Source organism: Paraburkholderia sp. GV068 (assembly GCF_003058125.1).
GTDB lineage: Bacteria > Pseudomonadota > Gammaproteobacteria > Burkholderiales > Burkholderiaceae > Paraburkholderia > Paraburkholderia graminis.
This window is the reverse complement of the sequence record NZ_QBUB01000006.1, coordinates 202,536-228,642: the sequence shown is the minus strand read 5'-3', so window position 1 is coordinate 228,642 and position 26,107 is coordinate 202,536. Positions and strand designations below refer to the sequence as shown.

The window sequence follows — 26,107 nt, the reverse complement described above, 5'->3', positions numbered from 1 at the left end:
TGAAATGCGAGGGCCGAGACCATGAACGAGGTTTCCGTAGCGGAAGCGGCTTTGAATACGCAAGGCGCCACTCACGACGTGAGCGGCTACGCGTTCCAGAACGACGTAGTCAGGAATCTGATTTGCCGGGTAGGACGCTATCCGGACATTGCAAGCCCGCACGACTGGTACATGGCGCTTGCCTTCAGTGTGCGCGATCGGATGCTCGCGCGCTGGGCCGCGTCGACGAAAGTCTACGCCGCACAAAACGTCAAGGTCGCCTGTTATCTGTCCGCAGAGTTTTTGATCGGCCCACAGCTTGGCAATAACCTGCTCAATCTCGACATGGGAGACGAAGCGCGCGAGGCGATGCATGCGCTGGGGCAGGATGTCGACGCGCTGCTTGCGATCGAGGAAGAACCCGGACTTGGCAACGGCGGCCTCGGACGCCTTGCCGCGTGCTACATGGACTCGCTTTCCACGCTGGAAATACCGGCGATCGGTTATGGCATCCACTACGAGTTCGGCATCTTCGATCAGGTTATCCGCGACGGCTGGCAGGTGGAGGTGACAGACAAGTGGCTGCAGAACGGCAATCCCTGGGAAATCGTACGGCCGGATGTGAGTCACTACATCGGCTTCGGCGGATACACGCAACAGCAGACCGACGCTGAAGGCCGCCTCCGCGTGAACTGGATACCGGCGCGGCAAGTGAAGGGCGTTGCCTGCGACCTGCCGGTGCAGGGCTATCGTGTCGATACCTGCAATGTACTTCGGCTGTGGAAGAGCGAAGCGGTCGAGTCGTTCGACTTCCAGGATTTCAACGCCGGCGAATACTACGAGGCTGTGCAGGAGAAAGTGGTTTCTGAAACCTTGTCCAAGGTTCTCTATCCGAACGACGAGCCCGAGGCGGGCAAGCGTCTGCGGCTTGCGCAGCAGTATTTTTTTGTTTCGTGTTCGCTGCAGGATATGTTGCGGCTAGCGGCATTGAAGAACACATCGATCGAACACTTCCCCGACCTGTTTGCCGCGCAACTCAACGATACACATCCATCAATCGCCGTTGCCGAGTTGATGCGTCTGCTGCTGGACGTGCACGGACTTTCCTGGGATGCGGCGTGGGATATCACCCAGCGCACTCTTGCATACACCAATCACACGCTGTTGCCCGAGGCGCTTGAAACGTGGAGTCTGCCGCTCTTTCAGAGCCTGCTGCCGCGCCAGCTCGAAATCATTTATGAAATCAATCACCGTTTTCTCGACAGCGTGCGGTGTGCTTTTCCCGCCGACGACGCGCGCGCGACGCGCATGTCGCTGATCGACGAACGCGGCGACAAGAAGGTGCGCATGGCGCATCTCGCCACGGTCGGCGCGCATGCGGTCAACGGAGTCGCGGCATTGCACTCCGATCTTTTGCGCCAGACGGTGCTGCGTGATTTTGCGGAGATGTATCCACAACGCTTTCTCAACGTGACGAACGGCGTGACGCCGCGCCGCTTTCTCATGTTGAGCAATCCGGGGCTCGCGGGTCTTCTCGACAGGACTATCGGCGCGAAGTGGCGAGCCGACCTGACCGAGCTCGACGCGCTTGCCGCGCATGCCGACGATGACGGCTTTCACGAGGCGTGGCGTGCAATGCGCTTCGACAACAAGGCGGCGCTGGCGGCGCGTATCGCTGACGCAACAGGTATCGACGTCGACCCGAACGCGCTATTCGACGTCCAGGTCAAGCGCATCCACGAGTACAAACGCCAACACCTGAACGCGTTATACATAATCAGTCTGTATCGGAGGCTATGCCGCGATCCGGGGCTCGACATCGCGCCGCGCTGCTTCATCTTTGGCGGCAAGGCGGCGCCGGGCTACGCGATGGCCAAGCTGATGATCCGCCTGATTACGGGCATTGCCGAAGTCGTCAATGACGATCCGGTAATCGACGGTCGGCTGAAAGTCGTGTTCTATCCTGACTTCAACGTGAAAAACGGGCATTGGGTCTATCCCGCCGCGGACCTCTCGGAGCAGATCTCGACCGCGGGCAAGGAGGCATCCGGCACGGGCAACATGAAGTTCATGATGAACGGCGCGCTGACCATCGGCACGCTCGATGGCGCGAATGTGGAGATCCGTGAAGAAGCGGGCGCCGACAACTTCTTCCTGTTCGGCTTGACCGCGCAACAGGTCGAAGAGGCCAAGCGCGACGGCTATCGTCCTTCCGACTATGTGAAGTCTAACGACGAACTGAGCGATGTGTTTTCGCAGATCGCGCAGGGGCGCTTCTCGCGGGGCGATCCGAATGTATTCAGGCCGCTTGTCGACAGTCTGCTGCAATTCGACCCGTTCCTCGTGCTGGCCGATTTCGCGGATTACGTCGCGTGTCAGCAACGTGTGAGCGACGCGTGGCAGGACGCAAGGCGGTGGACGCGAATGTCGATTATGAATACGGCGCGATCGGGCAAGTTCTCGTCCGATCGTGCGATAGGTGAGTATTGCGAGCGCATATGGAACGCTCGTGCAGTGAGGATCGACCTTGAGCAGCGCTAACGTCGATAGCCAGCGTACTTATGTAGCGCGGCCCGGCTCACGATTTCCGCCTGGTGCGTCGGTCGTGCCGGGCGGCGTGAATTTCTGTATTTTCTGCCGGCACGCGACTCGCCTGGAACTGCTGCTTTACGCTTCGCCGGATAGCATCGCGCCGTTCCAGATCGTCGGACTAACGCCCGAAACAAACCGCACATTCTATTTCTGGCATGTGTTGATAGAAGACCTTCCGGAGCAATGCTGCTACACGTGGCGTGCATACGGCCGTCATGGTGTTCCGCAACTGGATGACGAAGCCAGCAGCCGTTTTGAGTTGCTCGATCCCGGCGCGCGCGCGGTCAGCGATCGGCGATGGCGCCGCCAGCCCGCTGCCGCTGTACGGGAGCGAGAGCATGCTTCGCTGCGAGCCATCGTCACCGAACCGCTGGGCGAACGCGAAGACGTGAGCGTGCGCACACTCGATGACGCGATCATCTACGAGCTGCATGTAGGCGGATTCACGCGCGATTCGTCGAGCGGCGTTCAACACCCCGGAACGTTCTCGGGGCTGATCGAGAAAATCCCCTATCTGAAGGATTTGGGCATCACGCACGTGGAGTTGCTGCCGGTGATGGCTTTCGATGAGCAGGACGTGCCTGCACCGGCTGCAGCGATCGGCCTCGTCAATTACTGGGGCTACAGCACGCATAGCTTCTACTCTCCGCATCCTGGCTATAGCGTCGAACCTGGGCGCGCGCCGCAGGAGTTCCGTGCGTTCATCGATGCGATGCACGCGGCCGGGATCCAGGTGCTGCTGGACGTGGTGTTCAATCACACGGCGGAAGCGGGCGCGAGCGGCCCGGTGATCAATTTCAAGGTGCTCGCCAACGAAGTGTTCTATCACGTCGATCCGGCGCAAGGAGGACGTTATCTCGACTACACAGGCTGCGGCAATACGGTCAACTGCAATCATCCGCTGGTGTCGGCGTTCATCCTGCGTTGTCTCGAGTACTGGGTTCGGGAATTCGGCGTGGACGGTTTTCGTTTTGACCTCGCGAGCGTATTCACGCGCGGCGAGGGCGGTGCATTGCTAGGTACGCCGCCGTTGCCGTGGGCAATGGAAGCTTCCCCGGTACTCGCGCGCGTGCCGCTGATCGCGGAGGCCTGGGACGCGGCGGGGCTGTATCACGTCGGCGCGTTTCCGGGCATGGCGTGGGCCGAGTGGAACGGGCGTTACCGTGACGTGATCCGGCGCTTCGTGCGCGGCGATCCTGGAATGATCGGCCAGATGTGCACGTGTCTCGCTGGGAGCGCTGATCTTTACCAGGCGGACGGCAGACTGCCAGTGAACAGCATCAACTTCGTCACCTGCCACGACGGCTTCACGCTGCGCGATCTCGTCAGCTACGACGCGAAGCGCAACGAGGCCAACGGCGACGACAACCGCGATGGCAGCAACGATAACCTCTCGTGGAATTGCGGCGAGGAAGGCGACACAAACGATCCGTCGATCGTCCGTCTGCGTTTGCGGCAGGGGCGCAACTTCATTGCGATCCTGCTGCTGAGCCAGGGTGTACCCATGCTTCTCGCCGGCGATGAAATCCTGCGTACCCAGCGCGGCAACAACAACGCTTACTGCCAGGACAACGAACTGTCGTGGACGGACTGGCGCTTCTCCGATGACTCGCTTGACATGCTGCGTTTCGTGCGCGAGATGATTGCGCTGCGCAAGCGTCACCCGAGCCTGCGTCGTCGCCGGTTCTTCACGGGCGGTACGGAGCATGACCAAACGCATCCCGATGTGGCGTGGCACGGGGAACGGCTCGGAGCGCCCTCATGGGGAGACCCGCAGGCTCGCCTCGTCGCGTTCACGCTCGCGGCACAGGCGCTCGACGAGCCCATGTTGCACGTCATCTTCAACATGAACGCAGACGGGCGCGATGTTGAGCTTCCCGCGCTCGACGACGCGAGCTGGCGGCGGTTCGTCGATACGGCTGCGGAACTGCCGTCGAAAGTCGTTTCGAACATTGAAACGGCCCGCGTCGAGCGCGGTATCTGCCGCGTCGAATCGCGCAGTGTGGTCGTACTTGAATCGAGATGAATTGGTGCAGTGGTGCAAGACCGTCGGCGGCAAAGCGACTTCCATATCGATGTATTGCTGCATTGCCTTGTACAACCTGAGGGGGCGTCATGGACGCAGTCAGAACCTTCGTCGAAGCTCAGCCGCTCTTTGCGCTGTTTTTGACGATCGCGGTTGGCTACCTGATCGGCGAAATCAATGTGAAAGGCGTGGCGCTGGGCTCCGGGGCAGTACTGTTCGTTGGACTGGCGCTTGGCGCGTTCGCGCCAAAAGCCACGCCGCCAGCGTTGCTGGGCACGCTGGGTCTGTTGATGTTTCTGTATGGCATCGGCATTCAGTACGGCGCACAGTTCTTTCGTGGACTGACGAGCCGCGAGGGCCTAAAGGCCAATCTCGCCGCATGTATCGGCGTCATTGCGTCAGGCCTCGCAGCGTGCGCGTTCATCCGCTTTGGCGTTACGCTCGCCGATTCTCTCGGCATGTTCGCAGGGAGCGGCACGAGCACGGCGAGCCTTCAGGTTGCGATCGCGTCGATGAACAGCAGCGATGCCGCCGTGGCCTATAGCGTTGCCTATCCGTTCGGCGTGGCCGGGCCGATTCTATTTATCTATGCGCTCAACGTGGCGCTCAAAGCCAGGATACGCAAGCCGCCCGCGAAGTTGCTCGAGACTGCGGAAATCGCGCTGCGCAATGAGCGTCTCTTTGGTCTGCGGTTGCCGGAACTTCTGACACGGCTGCCTGCTGGCGTAGCCATCGCGGCCGTGCGGCGCGCGCATCGCAACCAGCTCCCCACCGACGATCTCATTCTGCGCGCCGACGACGTCCTTCTTGTCACGGCCACCGACGCGCGCCTGCTCGAGGAGGCGACGACGCTCTGCGGGGAGTTGCAGCCGGGACGCATCGCGAGTCACCGGGAAGACCTGGACTACATGCGCGTGTTCGCTTCGAATCCGTCGGTGGTCGGCATGCCGCTTGGCAGTCTGCGTTTCCCGGACGGTGTGAACTGCGCGGTTGCGCATGTGCGGCGCGGCGATACGGATCTGCTGTCCACGCCGGAGCTTGTTCTCGAAGCGGGCGATCGGGTCGGCCTGCTCGTGAACCGCGCGCATCAGGTGGCGGTGCGCGCGTTCTTCGGCGATTCGATCAAGAGCACGGCCGATCTCAGTTTCATTTCCTTGGGCATAGGCGCGACTGCGGGACTGCTGGTCGGCGCGATCCCGCTGCGCTTTCCGGGTCTCGGTGCGTTCAGTCTGGGTCTGGCGGCGTTGCTGCTGGTCGCGCTGTGCCTTGGCAAGGCGCGCCGCAACGGACCGTTCGTATGGACGATGCCGCTTTCCGCGAACCTTGTCCTTCGCAACCTCGGACTCACCATCTTCCTCGCGCAAGTGGGCATCGCTTGCGGACCCAAGTTCGTCACGACCGTCGGGACCGCGGGGCCGCTGCTGCTGCTTTATGGCGCGATAACTTTGCTCGTGCTCGTCGGCGTCACGGCGATGTGCTGCCTCTGGGTTTTCAAGCTGTCTTTCGATACATCGGTGGGCGTGATTTGCGGTGCAACCGGCAACCCCGCGATTCTCGCCTTCGCGAACCGCGTTGCGCCGACGGATCAGCCCGACATCATGTACGCAATGATTTTCCCGTCGATGACCATCCTCAAGGTGCTCTTCGTGCAGCTTGCCATAGCGATTGCGGCCGGCTAGACAAAGCTGCGCCGCACGAGGACGGACGTTCAATCCGGACACTGAAGGAGTCGATCATGGAAGTAGCGGTATTTAGTTCGACGCGCTATGAACGCCGGTATCTCGACGGAGCGAATCGCAACGGTGCGCACAAGCTGCATTACTTCGACGTGTTGCTGGATACGGATACCGCCGGCCTCGCCGCCGGCTACGGCGCCGTCTGCATCTTCGTCAACGACAAGGCAGACGCGGAAGTACTCGGCGCGCTGCACAGGGGGGGGACGCGTCTGCTGGCTCTGCGCTGCACGGGCTTTAACAACGTCGATCTCGCCGCCGCCGCCGGGCTCGGCATGAAGGTGGTGCGCGTGGTGACGTATTCGCCGAACTCCGTGGCGGAACATGCCGTAGCGCTTCTGCTCGCAATCAACCGAAAGGTGCATCGTGCCTACAATCGCACGCGTGACTCGAATTTCTCGCTTGACGGGCTGACTGGCTTCGACCTTTGCGGCAAGACGGTTGCGGTGGTCGGCACCGGCAAGATCGGCTGCGTGTTCGCGAAGATCATGCTCGGCTTCGGCTGCAGGGTGATCGGTTTCGATCCGCAACCGTCGGCGGAATTTCAGGCGCTCGGCCTGAGCTATGCGAAGCCCGGCGAGATAGGGGAGCAGGCCGACGTTATTTCGCTGCATTGTCCGCTTACACCGGCGACACACCACGTGATCAACCCGCAGACGCTCGCACGCGCGAAGCGAGGCGCGATACTCATCAACACCAGCCGCGGGGGGCTGCTCGACACCGAGGCTGCCATCGACGCGTTGAAGACCGGGCAGCTCGGCGGCCTTGGAATAGACGTGTACGAACAGGAGAGCAATCTCTTCTTTCGCGATCTATCGAGCGAAATCATCACCGACGATGTCTTTCAGCGACTCGTGTCGTTCCCCAACGTAATTGTGACGGGGCATCAGGCCTATCTCACGCACGAGGCGTTGACGACCATTTGCGAAACCACGCTTGAAAGCGTCTCGGCATTCGAGAACAATCGGACTTTAGAGAACGAGGTGAAGATCCAGTAGCAGCGTGTGCTATTGACTACGCGAAGCGAGGCTAACGAGGTCGCGACGCATCGGACCAAGGTCCTATACCTGCCCGCGTGCGCGAGGCCTATCGTTCATGTGCGGTGTTGCCGCGTTACTCCGTCGCGTGGCGGATACGAATCGCAATCTCATCTGTTTCCAGGCGCAAATCTGGCGCACTTCAATAAGGGAACGCTCATGAACCGTCGCACTTTTTTTTCGGTTAGCGCAATCGCACTAGCCAGCTCGCTCGCCGCGTGTGGCACGACCTCGAATCCGACGGAAGCGGCCAATAAGCGCAATGAAATCGACGACGGCGTCGATGGCGCCCTCAAGAAGCTATACAGTTCGACGCCGGGTGCTCAGGCGCAGGCCGGCAACGCCAAGGGGATTCTTGTCTTTCCGTCCGTGTTCGCGGCAGGCGTAGTGGTCGGTGGCGAATACGGCGAAGGCGCGCTTCGCGAGCGAGGCACGTCCGTCGGGTATTACAAGACCAGTACCGCCTCATTTGGCTTGCAGATCGGCGCCCAGTCCAAGGCGGTGATACTCATGTTCATGACGCAGGACGCGCTCGACAAATTCCGCACCACCGACAAGGGCTGGACAGCCGGCGTGGATGGCTCCGTCGCGGTGGCCAAGACTGGCGCCAACGGTTCGCTCGACACTGCAACGACCAGTTCGCCGATCGTCGGTTTCGTGGTCACGAACTCCGGCCTGATGGCCAACCTCAGCTTTGAAGGCACGAAGGTCAGCAAGCTCGACATCTAGAAGCGGTGGCGGACCGGATGAATCTCCGCTGAATCTGGCGGTAACCAACCGGAAGCATCGCTCGTAAGACCCGCTAGACGCGATTCCGTACAATGGGCCTCTACGATCTTTGGACAGATCGCACTTGCCTGGTGCCCAGCGTAATGAGTCACGATACTGAACACATTCTCGCCGCCGCGCAGGCGAACTTGCAGGCCGGCCGGCTCGACGATGCGGCAAGCCTGCTTCACGGCATTCTGAAGACCGCTCCCGACCACGGCGAGGCGCTCGCAGGCCTTGGCTATATCGCCGCCCAGCAGGGCGATCATGCACGCGCCGCGGACTATCTGATCCAGGCATCGGAGCGTGCGTCACTCTCGTGGCATCAACTGAAGTTCGCCGCGCAGGTTTGTCGGCTGGCGCAGCGCCGCGATGCTGCTATAGCGCTGCTCGAACGCTGCCTGGCGCAGTGTCGCAACGATGCCGCCGCGTTGCATGGTGTGGCGGTGTCGCTGATAGAGCTTGGTGAATCGCAGCGGGCACTCGAGGTGTTCGTGCATCTTTGCAAGGTCCATCCGCAACTAGCCGAAGCGCACTACAACCGGGGAACGCTGCTAGGCACGATGGGTCGCTATGACGACGAGCTCGATGCCTACCGGCAGGCCATCGCGCTCAAGCCGCGTTTCGTGCGCGCATACGTTAACCTCGGGGTCGCATTGCGAGATCTCCGGCGCTTTGATGAGGCGTTGCTTCAATTCAGGAAGGCGCTTTCGATCGATCCGAACGACGCCGGCGCACGCACGAATCGAGCACAGACCAATTTACTGCTGGGCGAATTCGAACACGGCTGGCGCGAGTATGAATGGCGCTGGCGCGATGGCACGGGCGACCACGGATTTCCGCAGCATTCGCTATGGACTGGCGCGCAACCGATAGGCGGCAAGACAGTGCTCGTTCATCATGAGCAAGGGTTCGGCGACACGCTGCAATTCGTACGCTTCGTGGATCAGCTAAGTGCGGCCGGCGCCCATGTCGTACTGCGTGTCGAGGAGGCCTTGTTACCGCTCCTCCGGCATTATCCTGGCGCGGCGGAAGTTATCGGTGAGACCGACCAGGTAAAGCATTTTGACTATCACATTCCAACCATGAGTCTGCCGTTTGCGCTCAAGGTGGGTACACCCGGTCCCGCGCTATCCGGTCCCTATCTGCAGGCCGACGAAGAGCTTGTCCGTCAATGGGACGAGTTGTTGCCGGTCGCCAGGCGACGGCCGCGGATTGGGATTGTGTGGTCGGGAAGCCGTACGCATCTGAACGATCACAATCGATCGATTCCGCTTGAGCAACTAAAGCCGGTGTTCGAAACCGACGCGGACTTCTTCGCGTTGCAACCGGATGTGCGCGATAGCGATCGCGCGTGCCTCGCACAACTTGAGCAAAGCGGGGCGCTACGCGATGTGTCAGGACGGCTAACCAGCTTTGCCGAAACCGCTGCGCTGATCGCCCGGCTCGACCTGGTAGTCAGCGTCGACACAGCCGTGGCGCACCTGGCCGGGGCGCTTGGAAAACCCGTCTGGATCGCTCTGCCGTTCATGCCGGACTGGAGATGGCAACTCGATAGAAGCGATAGTCCGTGGTACGCAAACGCGCGGTTGTTCCGGCAAACCACGAGAGGCGATTGGACGGATGTAGTCGCTGCGCTTCGCGCAGAGATCGATGCATTGCCGGACGTCTAAACGGTGGCTTTCGTGCTGACATTCGAGAGTCAGCAGGACCCGAGCGATGCTCAACCGCCAGCCGTGCGAGAGGCGACCGCGATCAATATCCAGGCGGTGGCGGAACTTGTGTGTACACCACGCCGCCGCTGCCATACCCCGTCGCGAACCACGTCGCGCCGCACTTATAGTACGGCACCTCGTTAACGGCGATTGGTGCGACGTTGCACGGCGGCGCGACAGGCGCAGGCGCTGCGACAACCGCAGCGGTTGCGGGCGGCGGTGCGGTTGCGGCAGCGGTCGCACCAACCACCATTGCCCCGGCCACAAATCCGACTGCCGCAGAGCCGCCGTCCCAATCCGAGTTGGAGCAGTTGTTGCAATCGCCATGGTAGTTGTTCTGCACGTTGCTCACGGTGTTAGCCCGCGTGTTCTGCATCTCCTTAGCGGTGGATTGACGTGCACCCTGGTTCTGGCTCGACGCAGCCTGGCGCTGGGACTGGTTCTGGCTCGCGCTCTGCTGGCGGTTCGCCTGGTTCTGGCTGGAGGTTGCCTGCATCGAACTCGCTGAACTCTGACGCGCGCTCTGATTCGCACTTGATGTCGAGGTCGCTGTAGCCTGGCGAGAGGTCTGCCGTTGTTGGGCCGTTGCCTGCTGTCCGCCGGGAGATCGTGAACCGCCTTGCACAGCGGTCGAGCCGCCGGAAGAGAGGCCCCCAGCCGACGCTGCCCCGCCACGCGAAAAGCCACCTTCGCCGCCGCCGCCACGGGCGCCACCACCTCGCTCGCCTCGTGCATCGACCTGGTTGATCAGCCCCAACGTGAGCACTGCGGCGAACAACGCCGCAATGGCACGGTCCCACGGTCCTGTTTTCATTATTTGGCTCCCTTCTTCGCCGACGACTGGCGAGCCGTGTGCGACGCACGCGGAAGTTGCGCTGCGAACGCGACTTTCTGCAGGCCCTCGGGGACCTGTGCCGAGAAGGTCGCATCGTTAAGTTGGGGCGCGAGATTCCAGTCGATAAAATCCGCCCAGAACTGGGGCTGGCCTACAGCCTTCTTGTAAGTCAGTACGATCCGCTGCAGCAGGGGCTTGTCGCCATCGGCTACCCACACCTGAAAATCCACCGTGTCGGTACGCGCGGCCAGATGATGGGACGCAGTTCCGTAGATACTCGTCTTCTCAACATAGTCCACCGAACCTACCCTGGTTTGCAATTCTTCTGGCAACCGGTTCAACAGCAGCGCAGCGAGCGGCAGGCGCATGCCGAGATCCTTGACGAAATACACGATGCTCTGGTCCAGCGCACCTGGTTGCGGCGCAGTCGCATAGACTTTGCTGGCGAGATCGACCAGAACGATCTCTTTTCCAGTCAGGACAACTAGTGTTTTTGCGCCATCGCTGCGCTCGGTTTCTACTCGCATGCGATCCGGCCGGCTCAACGTAACGGTGCGGTATTCGCCGAATTCGATTTTTTGCCCAGACGGCTGCTCCGCGTCGTAGCCGCTGCGCACACCGACACGAAAGTTCTGCGTCGCGCCAAGGAACTGCGCCATTTTCATGAGAATCGCGCGAGCCTCGGCTTGTGAGGCGGTTTCAGGCTGAGCTCGCGCGGCACGCACCGGCGGTTCTTTTTGCCCGGAGGCAGGATAGGCGTGAGGAGCGCTGCTCAATAGCAGAACTAATAGCAAGCTCGCCCACGATGAGCGGCGCAATAAGTTAGTGATCAATTTATTAACTCCTCAGCTGGAACAGCCCTGACAGCTGTCGGTCCGCCCATATAAAGAATAGTGGATTACAAAGTTTTTACCATGCAAGGATGCGCATCTTAGCCAGCTAACGCGCAGCCAGGGTCTGATCAGGTGTGGTCATGGTTGCTCGATTTCGAGCCACGTGAAGTGTATTTCCGCCGGGCGTCTAGGCGTCTTGCCGGTACCGAAGGACTGGCTTGTGGATTTAAAGCCCATCGGACTACGAATGATTTGCGAAGGGATGGTCTCAAGCCACGCGGGCGTTGCTCTAAACGGGTGCTTGAACCTGAGCCGGCACCAACGACTAGCGCCCCACCATTGCATCGCCACAAGCAAGCGCACCGTCTATCTGCCACTCGCATTGCGCTCAGTCTCGTTGCGATAGCTCACGCATCCCAGGCAATTCAAAAGCGCGAGAAAATTCGAAAGCCCTAGAACGATCCATCTAATGACAGGTGCGGTGCAAGTTTGAAACAACGGCATCAAAAAAAGTTTGACGACCGATTTTGATTTGTTATTGTCCCTGTCCATTGAGCGCTTTGGTAACACGCAGCGCGCGGCCGTGAGATCCGTGAGTTTCTATCTCCACGCTTTTCCCGCCTGAGCAAAAGTCAGCGTCCCGCTATTCGGACGCCGCTTTCGCTCGCGCTCGAAAGTCGTGGCCGGGTTCGCGTCGTATGGGACACGTCGGACGAGACGCTGTGCAGCGCCCATACACCAGATGAAGCCTGGCCAAAAAGGCATCAAACAAGATTTGTATATATCAAACAAATTTTGACTCTGCGTTTCTGGCTTGCTATGTTTCATCCCACCCAAGGCAAGGGCCGCCATGCGCATGCAGGCGTTCCTGGCCGCGCAACGAAGATGGTAGCCAGGTGTCCGCAAACCTTTCGATAGGCTGACGAACCCACCGGCAAGCCGCGGCGCGCGAACCGGGGGGCGAGTCCTGCCTGACCGGAGGCGGAGAGAAGAAAACTTAGGCATCCGTACTAGTTACCGGCTGCGCAAGTGATACAGGCGATGCGAAAAAGTCGAATGCCCAACGCTTCGAATTTTTATCGAACCTGAAATGTTCCAGAAAGAAAATACCTTTCATTTTGTTATTTAGTTAGGCATCCATATTTAAAGCCATTGAATAGATGGCTGGTCTCTGATTTAACAAAAGTGCACCTGATTAGATTTATCCGTTTTGGACGTATTTGCACACATGCGGGGCATATCCGGTAAAGCGTGGTGCGTGGGCGTTGTAAAAAAGGCGGAGAAGTCCATAAGACTTTTCTTTGCACAACAGGTGTGGTCTTACTGACAAGTGAGAAGGGGAAAATGAAACAAAGGGCATTGGCGTTGGCCATCAGAAAAATGCTTTGGGCAGAACTTGCGCTGTCAGCGGCGATTGCCGCACCAGCGTTTGCACAAAGCCAACCGGCCCCGACCGGTAGTACCGCAGCCGCGACGACGTCGGAAGCCGCGCCGGCCGCGCCGGACACGGGTAACGTCACGAAGATGCAGCGCGTGGAAGTCACCGGTTCGCTGATTCGCACGTCGGACAAGGTCGGCAACACGGAAGTGCAGACCATCACGCCCAAGGAAATCGAGCAAAGCGGTTATACGACGGTGGCCGATTTCCTGCGCGGCACGTCGGCGAATTCGGGCAGCAGCTGGGGCCAAACGACCATGAACAGCTCGGCGCAAGGTGGCGGCGGCATCGCGCTGCGCGGCTTGAGTGAGAAGTACACACTGGTCCTGGTCGACGGCCAGCGCGTCGCCAATTACGGCAAGGCGGTCAACTTCACGGACACCTTCTTCGACGTCAATTCGATTCCGCTCAACATGGTGGATCACATCGATATCGTGAAGACCGGCGCCGTGTCTGTGTACGGCTCGGACGCGATTGCGGGCGTGGTCAACATCATCACGAAGAAGAACTTCCAGGGCCTGCAGATAGACGGCCAGCTCGGCAAGGCGCAGCATCCTGGCGATGCCCAGGGCAACTTCGGCGTGCTCGGCGGCTTCGGCGATCTGAACGCGGATCGCTTCAACGTGACGGCCGCGGCAAGCTACTACCGCGACAGCGGATCGTCGCTGGCGGACCGGTCGATGACGGCCAATCAGGACTTCAGCCAGTTCCCCGGCGGCCTCGCAGGCCCGCTCGGCCCCAATCAGCAGTCTTACTGGACAGCACCCGACGGCACCCAGACCGCGCTCAGCCCATGCCCGCCCGGCAGCGTCTCGGCAAACGGCGGCGCGACGTGCAAGAGCAACCCCGCCAGCGCGACATCGCTGGTGCCGTCCACCACGCGTCTGAATGCGAAGGTGCGCGGCACCTTCAAAATTAACGACGACGTGCAGGCCTACGCGGACTTGTGGGTGAGCCGCAATGAAACGGTGCAGAACGAAGGTCCGGCCGTGCTTGCAAGCACGACCAACGCGTTCAATCCGGCGACCGGCTCCGCGTTGCCGCTATCGCGAACCGTCCCGGGAAGCAATCCGTACAACCCGTTCGGCGCGCCGGCGCAAATCAATTACACGTTTCCAAATACGGTTTCAGCCGATACGGTGTCCACATTCTGGCGCGCGACGACCGGCGTGAAGGGCTCGTTCACCACACAGAAGTTCGGCGACTGGGACTGGTCCGCGGACTACGGCCATTCGCAAAGCACGGTCGACACGACATACAGGAATGCCCTGAACGTGGCGGGTGTCGAAAACATCTTGCAGAACGGCGTTTATGATTTCTCGAATCCGTCGGCCACGCCTAACGGATTGAACGGCGTGTTCCAGAACGACTACGAGCAGGCCATCTCCAAGCTCGACAGCGTGACGGCCAAAACCTCCACGGGCAATCTCTTCAACTTGCCGGGCGGGCCTGTGGGTGTCGGCTTCGGCACGGAGTTCCGTCACGAGAGCTCGCTGATCAATTCGCGCACCTACAGCGCGCTCGGCATCACCGCGCCGGCCAACGTGCAGACGGTCGACGGCGAGCGCAACGTGGCCGCGGTCTACTACCAGATCGACATTCCGATCATCCGCAACCTGACGTTCACGCAGGCCGGCCGTTACGACCACTACAGCGACTTTGGCGGCGCGTTTTCGCCGAGCTTCGCGCTGCGCTTTCAGCCGGTGCAGGCGCTCACGACATTCGCGTCGTACAGCCGTGGTTTCCGTGCGCCGACGCTCGTCGAAAATTCGCAGGCGACCTATCTCGCGCACCAGAATCTGGTGGACCCGAACGACCCGAGCGGCGTGCCGACCAAGCACTTCACGACCGAACAGGTGAACGGCAATCCGAACCTCGGACCCGAGCGGACCAAGAACTACAACATCGGCTTCCAGCTATCGCCGGACTCGTCGACGGATATCGGCGCGGCGTTTTACAAGATCCATATCGACGGAGTGATCGGCACCAACGACCCGAACGCGGTGATCAACGCGAACGATCCGTCGACGGTGATTCGCAATGCGGACGGCACGGTAGCGTACATCAAGGAACAGTTCGTCAATCTTGGCTCGCTCGACACCGACGGCTTCGACATGAACTTCCGCAAGTCAGTCGGCACGAAGTACGGCACCTTCACGCTCGCGGGCGACTGGGCCTATGTGTGGCACTTCAAGCTCAATAGTCCGGGCGCGCCCACTCAGGATTTCGCCGGCAACAATCTCGCGCTGCTGCAACCGTTCGGTGCCAGCAATCCGCGCTGGAAGGGCAATACGAGCCTGAGTTGGGACTACCGCAAGTTCACGACGACGCTCACCTGGCAATACACCGGCCCGTACACCAACGCGGTGGCGGACGAGTTCGGCGACGGCGGCACCTTGTCTGTCGCGTCGTATAGCCAGTTCAACCTGATGGCCACGTATCGCGGCTTCAAGCACTGGACCATCTACGGCGGCATCAACAACATCTTCGATCGCAAGCCGCCGTTCGACGTGGAGTGGCAGGCCACGCCGGATATCACCGGCTACGACCAGTCGCTTTACACCAACATTGGCCGCTTCTTCCAGGTCGGCGCGACGTATCGCTTCTAGGCCGCGCGATGTCTGTTTTAGAAACGCAGTCTGTCTAGTCTGGTCGGTCGCCGCCTCGGCTCAGGTCTTCGGACCGAGGCGGCTCAACTTTGTTAAAGACGTAACCGGAGTTTTTCGTGCTCAATACCCTTATCAACTATTCGGTTCAATCGATGGGCCTGATTCCGCTTCTGGCCTTCATCTTCCTGCTCGGCATCTCGATCATCGTCGAGCGCTTCATGTTTTTCTCGCGAGCGGTCAAGGCAGGCAAGACGCTCGAACACGATCTGAAGATGGTCGAGCCGGCCAACCTGTCCGACGCGCAAAAGGTCGCCGAACATTACGGACAGACCGTGCAAGGGGAACTCGTCAAAAGCGCGCTGAAAGTGCGGGGCAAACCGGAAGCGGTGGTCGAGCGCGAACTCGAGGAAACCATCATGTTCCAGATGCCGCGGCTCGACCGCAACCTGTGGATTCTCGACACGGCGGTCACGCTCGGCCCGCTGCTCGGTCTGCTGGGCACGATCATCGGCATGGTGGAATCGTTCAACGTGCTCGGCACGAGCGGCACCGCGAACCCCAACGGGGTCACGGGCGGCATCGGCCATGCGCTGACGGCCACCGCCTGCGGCCTGACCATCGCGATTGTCTGCGTGATCTTTCTGAACTACTTCAACAAGCGCATCCGCATGACGGTGAATCAGTTCGATCTGATCAAGTCGCTGCTCGTGTCGCGGTTCGCCGCCTGAATGCGCGCTTCCAAGGAGAACGATCATGCGTAACCATCGCAGCCATTACCTGGGCGCGGAAGAGAAGGCGCGCATCGAGATCATTCCGATGATCGACATCATGATGTTCCTGCTGGTGTTCTTCATGCTGGCCACGCTGAAGATGATCCAGGGCGCGGGCATCAAACTCGACCTGCCGCAATCGAGCACGGCGGAGCAGTTACAGCAGACGGTGAAGGTGTCCATCGGCGTCACCAAGACCGACGAAATCTATCTCGACGCAAAGCCCGTTACGCCGACAGAACTGACCGCGCACCTGCAAGGGCTCGTGCACGATTCGAAGAAGGTCGACGTGGCGATCGCGGGCGACGAAGGCACGAGCTACAAGAACATCGTCAAGGTCATGGATCTGGTGCGCGCGGCGGGCATCAGCTCGGTTGCACTGGCAACGAACCCGACGACATGAGCTCTCCGGTACTCGACATGAAAGACCCGCAAAGCCGTCTGAGCGGCGCGCTATGGGCGTCGTCCAATCCGGCGCATCATGGCCGCATGTCCATGAAGACAGCGCTCGCGATCGCGCTCGTTGTCGAACTGCTGATCGTCGCGGGGCTCTCGCACGTGAGCTTCAAACAGGAGCCGCCGCCCGCGCGCGAAGTCATGCAGGTGACCATGGCGCCGCCACCGCCGCCGCCGCCGCCCGAGGTGAAGAAGCTCGAACCGCCGCCTGCGCCGACGCCGGTGAAGCCGCCGCCCAAACCGCAGCAGCCCAGGCCGTTGCCGGTGGCGAAGCCGCCGCCGGCGTTGCCGTCGGCGACGCCTAAGCCCGCCAACATCGCGCCCGCTGCGAATCCGAGCGCGAATGCGCCCGCGCTCGCCACCGCCAATGCGACGCCAGGTCCCGCTACGGCGCCCGCGGCTCCGCCCGCGCCGGTGGCGCCGCCCGCGTTGCACGGCGTGGTCGACGGACGCGGTCACTGTCAGGCGGTGCAGCCGCAGATTCCGCGCCGCGCGCTGCAAGACGGTATCTCGGCGACCGTGATTGCGCATCTGTCGATTAGCCCGGACGGCAGCGTGAGCGACGTCAAGATCGTGCGCGTGACGCCGCCGACCTCGGTCTTCAACGAGGCGGTCGTCACTGCGGCGAAGGCGTACCGGTGCGAGAAGAATGCCGAGCCGTACGTCGGCGAAGTGGCGTTCTCGTTCAAGACCACGCCGGCCGACGACGAGTAACGCGGCATCAGCATTGAAGCAGCGGCGTGCGCGATGACCATCATCATCGTCGCGCCGGTTCGATGTATCGCGCGTCGGCTCGCAAGCGGCGCGCGACCTCTGGCATTTGAAACAGATGACACCTGTGAAGTTTCGCTGGCCGCGCGCTGTCGGCCTGAGCCTTGCGTTCGGTGTGCTGTGCGCGTGCGCGCACGCGAAGCCCTCCATATCGCAATACGACGAGCCGAAATACGCCGCGAATTTCACGCATTTCGACTACGCCGATCCCACGGCGCGCACCGACGGCACACTGAATTTTCAGAACTACAACGAATTGCAAAGCTACGATTCGATGAATCCGTTCCTCGTGCGCGGCGCGCCCGCGCCGGACGTGCTGCATCTGATGTTCGACACGCTGATGCAGCGAAGCTGGGACGAACTCGCGTCGGAGTATCCGTTGATCGCGAACGATGTCGAAGTCGCGCCCGACCTGTCGTCCGCGACGTTTCACATCGACCCGGCCGCGCGCTTTTCGAACGGCGATCCGGTCACGGCAGCCGATGTCAAATATTCGTTCGACACGTTGACGAGCCCGCGCGCCTCGCCGATGTTCAACGCGCAGTTCGCGGTGATCAGGCGCGCGGTGGTCATCGACCGCGCGACGGTGCGCTTCGACTTCCGGCACGCCGAACGCGATGCGCCGCTGATCGCCGGCGACTTGCCGGTGTTCTCGCCGAAATGGGGGATGCGCGCTGACGGCACGCGTCCGCCGTTCGATCAGATTGCGAACGAGCCGCCGATCTCGAGCGGCCCGTATCTCGTCGAGTTGCGCAAGAACGACAAGGAAATCACCTACCGGCGCAACCCTGCCTACTGGGCGGCGGACCTGCCGTCGCGGCGCGGCATGTACCGCTTCGCGCACATCACGTTCAAGCTGTATCGCGACCATTACACGCAACTGGAGGCGTTCAAGGCGGGCGACGCCGACGCGATCGTCGAATACAGCGCGACGCAATGGGCGCGCAAGTACGTGGGCAAGAACTTCGCAAACGGCCTGCTGAAAAAAGGCAATTTCGCGGACGGCCCCGCGCAGATGCAGGGCATGCTGATGAATCTGCGCAAGCCGATGTTCCAGGACGTGCGCGTGCGCCACGCGCTGACGCTCGCGTTCGACTACGACTGGATGAACCGCATGATGTTTTACGGCCAGTACAGGCGCACGAAAAGCTATTTCGATGCGAGTCCGTTTGGCGCGACCGGCATGCCGGGACCGAAGGAACTCGCGCTGCTCGAACCGTTCCGCGCGAGTCTGCCGCCCGAAGTGTTCGGGTCCATGCTGCCGCCGCCCAACACGTTGCCGCCGAACTCGCTGCGCGGCAATCTGCGCGTCGCCCGCGATCTGCTTGCTCAAGCCGGCTGGCACTATCGCGACGGCGCGCTGCGCGATCAGCACGGCACGCCGATGACGATCGAGATCATCGACGATCAGCCGGGCATGGACCGTCTGATTCTGCCGTACATGCAGGCGCTCGCGAATCTCGGCATCGACGCGCATTTGCGCGAGATCGACAGTGCGTTGTATCAGAAGCGGATCGACAACTTCCAGTTCGATATGACCACGTACATCTATCCGCCGGTGACGATTCCGGGCGTGGAACTGGAACGGCGCTTCGGCAGCGCGGCGGCTTCGCAGGTGGGCTCGGAAAACTATCCTGGCATTCGCTCGCCCGCGGTCGATTCGCTGATTCGCGCGGCGCTCGCCGCGACCACGCTCGACGATCTGCAGGCGGCGACCCGCGCGCTGGACCGTGTGCTGATCAACTCGTATTACCTCGTGCCCGAGTATTACGCGCCGGGGGCGCGCATCGGCTACAAGACGACGCTCGGGTTCCCCAACGTCGTGCCGGCGTCGTATGGATACGAGGACTGGGTGATCAGCTACTGGTTCGCAAGACGCCCGCGCGGCGACGCGGCCACGGCGGCCGTCACGTCCGCGGCTCACTAGCCGTTATCGAGGAATCGAGGAGCAGCATGCTTGCCTACATTCTCAGACGATTGTTGTTGATGGTGCCGACGCTCCTTGGCGTCGTCACGCTCACGTTCGTCGTCACGCAGTTCGTGCCGGGTGGGCCGGTCGAGCAGGTGATGACGCAACTCCGCCACGGCGCCGGCCGTGGCGGAGAGGCGGGCGCGGGCGGCGGCGGATATCACGGCAGTCAGGGCGTCGACGCGCAGCAGATCGCGCAGATCAGGAAAGAGTTCGGCTTCGACAAGCCGCCGCTCGAACGCTATGGGCTGATGCTCGAACACTATGCGAGCTTCGATCTCGGACAGTCGTACTACCAGCATGCGCGAGTATGGGACGTGATCCGCTCGAAGCTGCCCGTGTCGATCACGCTCGGGCTATGGACGGTGCTTCTCACGTATCTCGTTTCCGTGCCGCTCGGCATCGCCAAGGCCGTGCGCAACGGCTCGCGGTTCGACACGGCGACGAGCGTGCTCGTGCTCGCGGGCTATGCGATCCCCGGCTTCGTGCTCGGCGTTCTGCTGCTGATGCTGTTCGGCGGCGGCACTTTCTGGCAGGTGTTTCCGATGCGCGGACTCACATCGGACGACTTCGGCGAACTCAGCCTGTTCGGCAAGCTGCTCGACTATCTGTGGCATATCGTGCTGCCGGTCACGGCATCGGTGGTCGGCAATTTTGCAATCGTCACGATCCTCACGAAGAACACGTTCCTCGAGGAGATCGGCCGGCAGTACGTGCTGACCGCGCGCGCGAAGGGTGCCTCCGAGCGCGACGTGCTGTGGAAACACGTGCTGCGCAACGCGGCTATCCCGCTGTTGACCGGTTTGCCCGCGGCCTTCGTCGGCGCATTTCTGAACGGCAACCTGCTGATCGAAACATTGTTCTCGCTCGACGGCATGGGCCAGCTTTCCTACGACTCCGTGATTCGCCGCGATTATCCGGTCGTGCTGGGTTCGCTGTTCCTCTTCACGCTGATCGCTCTCGTAACCAAACTCATTGCTGACGTCTGCTATGTCCTCGTCGACCCGCGCATCCAGTTCAACCGGCTGGACCGATGATGTACCCGGCGCGACGCGCCGAGCCGTGACTTCTCCGTGGCGGCGGACGTGGCTGCGCTTCAGGCGGCAGCGTCTGGGCTACTGGAGCCTCGTGATCTTCATGTCGCTGTTTGTCGTGAGCCTTCTGGGCGAAGTGCTGTCGAACGACCGGCCGCTCGTGGTGCGCTACGACGGCCATTACTATTTTCCGATCGTGAAGGACTATCCGGAGACGCTCTTCGGCGGCGACTTTCCGGCACGCGCCAATTACCTCGATCCGTATATCCGCTCGCGGCTTCAGTCGAACGGCAACTTCGCGATCTATCCGCCGAACCATTTCCGCTACGACACCATCGACTATTTCGCCGCGCATCCGTATCCGGCGCCGCCCACCGCGTCGAACTGGCTAGGCACCGATCAATACGGACGCGACGTGCTTGCGCGCCTGCTATACGGCTTCAGGCTGTCGGTGCTGATGGCGCTCGCGCTCACGGTCTCGGGCGTGCTGATCGGCGTCGCAGCGGGCGCGATACAGGGCTTCTACGGCGGCCGCACCGATCTGATCGGCCAGCGCCTGATCGAGATCTGGAGCTCGATGCCCGACCTCTATCTCCTCATCATCTTCGCGTCGATCTTCGAGCCGACGCTGTGGCTGCTGTTCATTCTTCTGTCGATGTTCGGCTGGCTCGTGCTGTCCGATTATGTGCGCGCGGAATTCCTGCGCAACCGTTCGCTCGACTACGTGAAAGCCGCCCGCACGATGGGTCTGTCGAACTCGCAGATCATCTGGCGTCACGTGTTGCCGAACAGTCTCACGCCGGTTATCACGTTTCTGCCGTTCCGCATGAGCGCCGCGATCCTGTCGCTCACGAGTCTCGATTTCCTCGGGCTCGGTGTGCCGCCGCCGACGCCGAGCCTCGGCGAGTTGTTGCAGGAGGGCAAGAACAATCTCGACGCATGGTGGATTTCGGTGTCGGCATTTGCCGCGCTGGTTGTCACGCTGCTGCTGCTGACGTTTATCGGCGACGCGTTGCGCAATGCGCTCGACACGCGTTCGCGCGGCTCGGCATTCGGTGGAGCGCCCCGATGAACCGCACTGCAAACGAGCGGCCCTTGCTCGAAATCGAAGGCTTTTCCGCGCGCTTCGGCGACAGGCTAGCGGTTCGCGATCTGAGCCTGTCGATCGCGCGCGGCGAGCGCGTCGCGCTGGTCGGCGAATCGGGTTCGGGCAAGAGCGTCACCGCGCTGTCCATCCTGCGGCTCGTCGATCATGCGGAACTCGGCGGGCGCATTCTGCTCGACGGCGACGACCTGTTGCGCAAGACCGAGCAGGAGATGCGCGGCGTGCGCGGGGCGGACGTGGCGATGGTGTTTCAGGAACCGATGACCGCGCTCAATCCGCTCTTCACGATCGGCAAGCAGATTGCCGAAAGCGTGCGTTTGCACGAGGGCGGGCGGCCCAACGCGGCGCGGGCGCGCGGCATCGAACTGCTCAGACGCACGGGCATTCCCGAGCCCGAGCGGCGCATCGACAGTTTTCCGCATCAGTTGTCGGGCGGCCAGCGTCAGCGCGCGATGATCGCGATGGCGCTCGCATGCCGTCCGCGTCTGCTTCTCGCCGACGAGCCCACGACCGCGCTCGACGTGACCGTGCGCCAGCAGATCGTCGATCTGCTGATCGAGCTTCAGGAACAGGAAGCCGCCGAGCGCGGCATGGCCGTGCTGCTGATCACACACGATCTGAATCTCGTCAGACGCTTTGCGCAGCGCGTCGCGGTCATGGAGAAGGGCGTGCTCGTCGAAACCAATACGACGGAGGCACTGTTCGGCGATCCGCAGCATCCCTACACCAGACGCCTGCTCGACAGCGAGCCGCGCCGTTCGATTGCGCCGCTCGGCAAAGGCGCGCGCCGTCTGCTCGAAGTGCAAGGCTTGTGCGTCGACTACAGCACGCCCGCCAAGGGCTGGCGCTCGCTGGCCCGACGCTCGACATTTCGCGCGGTGCATGACGTCGATCTCAGCTTGCGGCGCGGCGAAACGCTCGGCATTGCCGGCGAATCGGGCTCGGGCAAGTCGACGCTTGCGGCGACCGTACTGGGCTTGCAGCGCGCGGCCGCGGGTCATGTTCATATCGACGGCATGCCGCTGTCCACGCTGAGCTCCGCAAGTTCGCGGCGGGCCTTGTATTCGCGCATGCAGGTCGTCTTTCAGGACCCGTTCGGTTCGCTGTCGCCGCGCATGACGGTCGAGCAGATCGTCGGTGAAGGGCTCGCCGTGCATCGCCCGGAGATCGACGCGAAAGCGCGGCGCGCGCGAGTCGCCAGTCTGCTGGACGAAGTGGGGCTCCCCGCTGATGCCATGCCGCGTTACCCGCATGAATTTTCGGGCGGGCAGCGTCAGCGGATCGCGATTGCGCGCGCACTTGCAGTCGAGCCGGAACTGCTGGTGCTCGATGAACCGACGAGCGCGCTCGACGTGTCGATCCAGCAACAGGTGCTCGCGCTGCTGGTACATTTACAGAACACGCGCAAGCTGAGCTACCTTCTCATCACGCACGACCTGGCGGTTATGCGGGCCGTCGCGCATCGCGTGATCGTGATGAAGTCGGGGCGCGTCGTGGAGAGCGGCGACACGCTCGACGTGCTGCGCGCGCCGTCGCATCCCTACACGCGCTCGCTGCTGGCCTCGTCGCTGCTGTCGCCACTGCCTGAGCCCACGCCAAACCTACGGAGCCTGAATGATTGACGAACGCTGGGTGCAAGCCGCCCGTTCACTGACGAGCCGCGCCGGGTTCTGGTCGCTGCGCATTGTCGATGAGCGGATCGACGATCACGAAGTTCGCAACGACGTCGCGCAGCCGCTGCGCACCGTGCGCGATCGGGGCGCGATGCTGATCGCGTGGGTCGGGGCGGGGGCCGGTTATGCGGCGACGGCCAACCTGTCGGCGGCCGGCCTTCAGCATGCGCTCGATCTCGCAAGCGCGCGTGCCGAGGCGAGCGCGGCATTGTCGTTGATCGATCATCGCGAGGTGGCGCGGCCGTCGGTGAGCGGCGAATATGTGTCGCCGAATGCACAGCACGCGCTGCCGGGCCGCGCGGAATGGATCGACCGCCTGAGCGCGGAATGCGCGGCTGCGAAGCTGGATCCGCGCATCGTCGAACGCGTGGCGGCGGTGCAGATCACGCATACCGATCAGTTCTATATGACCGGCGACGGCGTGCGGATCGATCAGCGCTTTCGCTTCGTGATGCCGCAACTCAGCGTGGCCGCGCATGCGGACGGCGACACGCAGGTTCGCACGCTCGGCGGCAATTACGGCACGCTTGCGCAGGGCGGCATGGACGTGCTGGCGCGTTTCGGCTTCGACGGCGCAGGTCCGCGCGTCGCCACGGAAGCATTGCAATTGCTGGCCGCGCCCAACTGCCCATCGGGCAAGCGCGATCTGCTGCTGATGCCCGACCAGATGATGTTGCAGATTCACGAGTCGATTGGGCATCCGCTGGAACTCGACCGCATTCTCGGCGACGAGCGCAACTTCGCGGGCTGGAGTTTCGTCAAGCCCGACATGTTCGGCTCATATCGCTACGGGTCCGAACTGCTGAACGTGACCTTCGATCCTGAACTGCGCGAGGAAGCCGCGGCCTATGCATTCGACGACGACGGCACCGAAGCGCGCAAGGAATATCTGATCCGCAACGGCGTGCTGGAGCGACCGCTCGGCGGCGCGCTGTCGCAGCAACGCGCGGGCATGCCGGGCGTCGCGAATTCGCGTGCGTCGAACTGGAACCGGCCGCCCATCGACCGCATGGCGAACCTGAATATCGAGCCCGGCGACAGTTCGCTCGACGAGATGATCGGCAACATTGAACACGGCATTCTGATGCGAACGAACACCTCATGGTCGATCGACGACCATCGCAACAAGTTCCAGTTCGGCTGCGAATTCGGGCAGCTGATCGAGAACGGCAAGCTCACGCAGATCGTCAAGCAGCCGAACTATCGGGGCATTTCCGCGAATTTCTGGCGCAGCCTGAGCGCCGTGGGCAACGCCGACACGCGCGAGGTGTTTGGCACGCCGATGTGCGGCAAGGGCGAGCCGGCGCAGGTCATTCGCGTGGGGCATGCGTCGCCGGCTTGCGTGTTCAGCAACGTCGACGTGTTCGGAGGCGCATGATGAACCACTTCATGTCGACGCGCGCCGGGCAACTGGTCGACTGGCAGGGGCACTTCACGTCGCTTGCCGACGCTATCGAGCGCCTTCAGCAAGGCGGCGAAACCACGCTGAGCTCGTTCGCCGGCGAGCAGTCGGACTTCATCCGCTTCAACGCGGGCAAGGTGCGCCAGAGCGGCACCGTGTCGCAAGGCAAGCTGACTTTGCGGCTGATCGACGGCGCGCGCCAGGCGTATTCCACGTTGACGGTCTGCGGCGATCTGCAGCAGGACATCGACGAAGTGAGCGCCGCGCTGGCGATGTTGCGGCAAGCGCTGCGCGATGCCGCCGACGATCCGCATCTGCTCGTCGATACGTCCGCATGGCAGCGCACGACACGGCGTTCGGGCAAATTGCCTGATCCGCACGGCTTGTCGCGCCTCGTCGGAGAATGCGCGCGCGGCCTCGATTTCGTGGGCTTCTACGCGGGCGGCACGATCGTGCGCGGCTTTGCATCGACGCACGGCAGCCGCGGCTGGTACGAAGTGGACAACTTCAATTTTAGCTGGTCGCTGTACGACCCGAGCGGCCGCGCGATCAAAACCACTTATGCCGGCGACGACTGGAGCGATGCCGTTTTTGCGGCGAAAGTGGAGCAGGCCGCCGGGCGGCTCGCGGTGCTCGCTCGCGCACCGCGTGTGCTCGCGCCGGGCGCGTATCGCGCGTGGCTCGCGCCGGCCGCGCTCGCGGAGCTGCTTGGTGTAACGGCATGGCGCGGCTTCTCGGCGCGCGCGCAGGCCAGTTCGCGCAGCGAGTTGTACAAGCTGCACGTGGGCGAAGTCGCGCTGGACCCGCGCGTCTCGATAGCCGAGGAACTGGAGCTGGGCATCGCGCCGGCCTTCAACGAAGACGGGTATCTGCGTGAGCGGGTCGCGCTCATCGACGCGGGGCGCAGCGCCGGCACGCTGACCAACGCGAGAAGCGCCCGTGAATACGGCTTGACGCCGAACGGCGCGCTTGCTGAAGAAGCGCCAACGTCGCTTGCAATGCAGGCCGGCGGTCTCGCGGATCACGACGTTCTCGCCCGGATCGGCACGGGTCTCTATGTCGGCAACTTGTGGTACGTGAACTTTTCGGACCGCATGAATTGCCGCGTCACCGGCATGACGCGATTCGCGACGTTCTGGGTCGAGGACGGGCAGATCGTCGCGCCGCTCGACGCCATGCGCTTTGACGACAGCCTGTATCGGCTGCTCGGCAGCGAGCTCGAGGAGCTTGGCGCGCAAGCGGAATTGCTGCTCAGCGACGGCACGTGGGGCGAGCGGGCGACGGGCGGCATGCAATTGCCGGGCATTCTTACGCGTTCGTTTCAGTTGACGTTGTAGGGGGGCGCGGCGGTGATCTACCCAC

Annotated in this window: 18 protein-coding genes; 16 read left to right on the top strand and 2 right to left on the bottom strand. The window is 62.1% G+C overall.

All coding sequences use genetic code 11. The features are described from left to right. Positions 1 to 21: 21 nt before the first annotated feature. The 6 genes from C8K18_RS15120 to C8K18_RS15095 all read left to right on the top strand — a co-directional run bounded on the left by C8K18_RS15120 (position 22) and on the right by C8K18_RS15095 (position 9,808). Positions 22 to 2,520 (top strand): glycogen/starch/alpha-glucan phosphorylase, encoded by a 2,499-nt coding sequence (locus C8K18_RS15120; protein WP_107707959.1) that lies wholly within the window; start codon positions 22 to 24, stop codon positions 2,518 to 2,520. Beyond that, on the top strand, positions 2,507 to 4,597 hold the full coding sequence (locus C8K18_RS15115) for a glycogen-debranching protein (RefSeq protein WP_107707958.1): 2,091 nt from the start codon (positions 2,507 to 2,509) through the stop codon (positions 4,595 to 4,597). The genes C8K18_RS15120 and C8K18_RS15115 overlap by 14 nt, the downstream gene beginning before the upstream one ends. Before the next feature lie 89 nt (positions 4,598 to 4,686). Next, positions 4,687 to 6,276 (top strand): aspartate:alanine exchanger family transporter, encoded by a 1,590-nt coding sequence (locus C8K18_RS15110; protein ID WP_107707957.1) that lies wholly within the window; start codon positions 4,687 to 4,689, stop codon positions 6,274 to 6,276. A 56-nt stretch (positions 6,277 to 6,332) separates the two neighbouring features. Further along, on the top strand, positions 6,333 to 7,328 hold the full coding sequence (locus C8K18_RS15105) for a 2-hydroxyacid dehydrogenase (RefSeq protein ID WP_006051612.1): 996 nt from the start codon (positions 6,333 to 6,335) through the stop codon (positions 7,326 to 7,328). A gap of 198 nt (positions 7,329 to 7,526) precedes the next feature. Continuing rightward, on the top strand, positions 7,527 to 8,096 hold the full coding sequence (locus C8K18_RS15100) for a YSC84-related protein (RefSeq protein ID WP_006051611.1): 570 nt from the start codon (positions 7,527 to 7,529) through the stop codon (positions 8,094 to 8,096). Positions 8,097 to 8,188: 92 nt separating this feature from the next. After that, positions 8,189 to 9,808 (top strand): tetratricopeptide repeat protein, encoded by a 1,620-nt coding sequence (locus C8K18_RS15095; protein ID WP_107707956.1) that lies wholly within the window; start codon positions 8,189 to 8,191, stop codon positions 9,806 to 9,808. A gap of 82 nt (positions 9,809 to 9,890) precedes the next feature. Here C8K18_RS15095 and C8K18_RS15090 read toward each other — a convergent pair whose 3' ends face one another. Both C8K18_RS15090 and C8K18_RS15085 read right to left on the bottom strand, forming a co-directional pair. Beyond that, positions 9,891 to 10,346, bottom strand: coding sequence for a hypothetical protein (locus C8K18_RS15090; protein WP_132384610.1), 456 nt, complete (start codon positions 10,344 to 10,346; stop codon positions 9,891 to 9,893). 317 nt (positions 10,347 to 10,663) lie between these two features. Then, positions 10,664 to 11,518, bottom strand: a complete 855-nt coding sequence (locus C8K18_RS15085; RefSeq protein WP_258196127.1) for a DUF2092 domain-containing protein — start codon at positions 11,516 to 11,518, stop codon at positions 10,664 to 10,666. Positions 11,519 to 12,862: 1,344 nt separating this feature from the next. On the opposite strand from C8K18_RS15085, the gene C8K18_RS15080 reads away from it, so the two are divergent. From C8K18_RS15080 to C8K18_RS15035, 10 genes are all read left to right on the top strand, one after another. Next, positions 12,863 to 15,565, top strand: a complete 2,703-nt coding sequence (locus tag C8K18_RS15080; RefSeq protein ID WP_107707955.1) for a TonB-dependent siderophore receptor — start codon at positions 12,863 to 12,865, stop codon at positions 15,563 to 15,565. A 116-nt stretch (positions 15,566 to 15,681) separates the two neighbouring features. Then, positions 15,682 to 16,293: a MotA/TolQ/ExbB proton channel family protein gene (locus tag C8K18_RS15075; protein WP_006051606.1), complete on the top strand. Its 612-nt coding sequence runs from the start codon at positions 15,682 to 15,684 to the stop codon at positions 16,291 to 16,293. Between the two features lie 25 nt (positions 16,294 to 16,318). Further along, entirely contained in the window at positions 16,319 to 16,738 is a 420-nt protein-coding gene (locus C8K18_RS15070; protein WP_006051605.1) for a biopolymer transporter ExbD, read from the top strand. Beyond that, positions 16,735 to 17,505, top strand: a complete 771-nt coding sequence (locus C8K18_RS15065) for a TonB family protein (RefSeq protein ID WP_107707954.1) — start codon at positions 16,735 to 16,737, stop codon at positions 17,503 to 17,505. The genes C8K18_RS15070 and C8K18_RS15065 overlap by 4 nt, the downstream gene beginning before the upstream one ends. Before the next feature lie 115 nt (positions 17,506 to 17,620). Further along, positions 17,621 to 19,489, top strand: coding sequence for an extracellular solute-binding protein (locus C8K18_RS15060; RefSeq protein WP_107707953.1), 1,869 nt, complete (start codon positions 17,621 to 17,623; stop codon positions 19,487 to 19,489). Between the two features lie 26 nt (positions 19,490 to 19,515). Next, positions 19,516 to 20,568, top strand: a complete 1,053-nt coding sequence (locus C8K18_RS15055; protein ID WP_107707952.1) for a microcin C ABC transporter permease YejB — start codon at positions 19,516 to 19,518, stop codon at positions 20,566 to 20,568. Beyond that, positions 20,522 to 21,637 carry an ABC transporter permease gene (locus C8K18_RS15050; RefSeq protein ID WP_029968817.1) on the top strand — a complete coding sequence of 372 codons (1,116 nt, stop codon included), beginning with the start codon at positions 20,522 to 20,524 and terminating at the stop codon, positions 21,635 to 21,637. The genes C8K18_RS15055 and C8K18_RS15050 overlap by 47 nt, the downstream gene beginning before the upstream one ends. Further along, entirely contained in the window at positions 21,634 to 23,292 is a 1,659-nt protein-coding gene (locus tag C8K18_RS15045; protein WP_107707951.1) for an ABC transporter ATP-binding protein, read from the top strand. Before C8K18_RS15050 ends, C8K18_RS15045 begins: the two co-directional genes overlap by 4 nt. Continuing rightward, entirely contained in the window at positions 23,285 to 24,721 is a 1,437-nt protein-coding gene (locus tag C8K18_RS15040) for a TldD/PmbA family protein (protein WP_107707950.1), read from the top strand. The genes C8K18_RS15045 and C8K18_RS15040 overlap by 8 nt, the downstream gene beginning before the upstream one ends. Then, entirely contained in the window at positions 24,721 to 26,082 is a 1,362-nt protein-coding gene (locus C8K18_RS15035) for a metallopeptidase TldD-related protein (RefSeq protein ID WP_107707949.1), read from the top strand. The genes C8K18_RS15040 and C8K18_RS15035 overlap by 1 nt, the downstream gene beginning before the upstream one ends. Positions 26,083 to 26,107 lie beyond the last annotated feature (25 nt).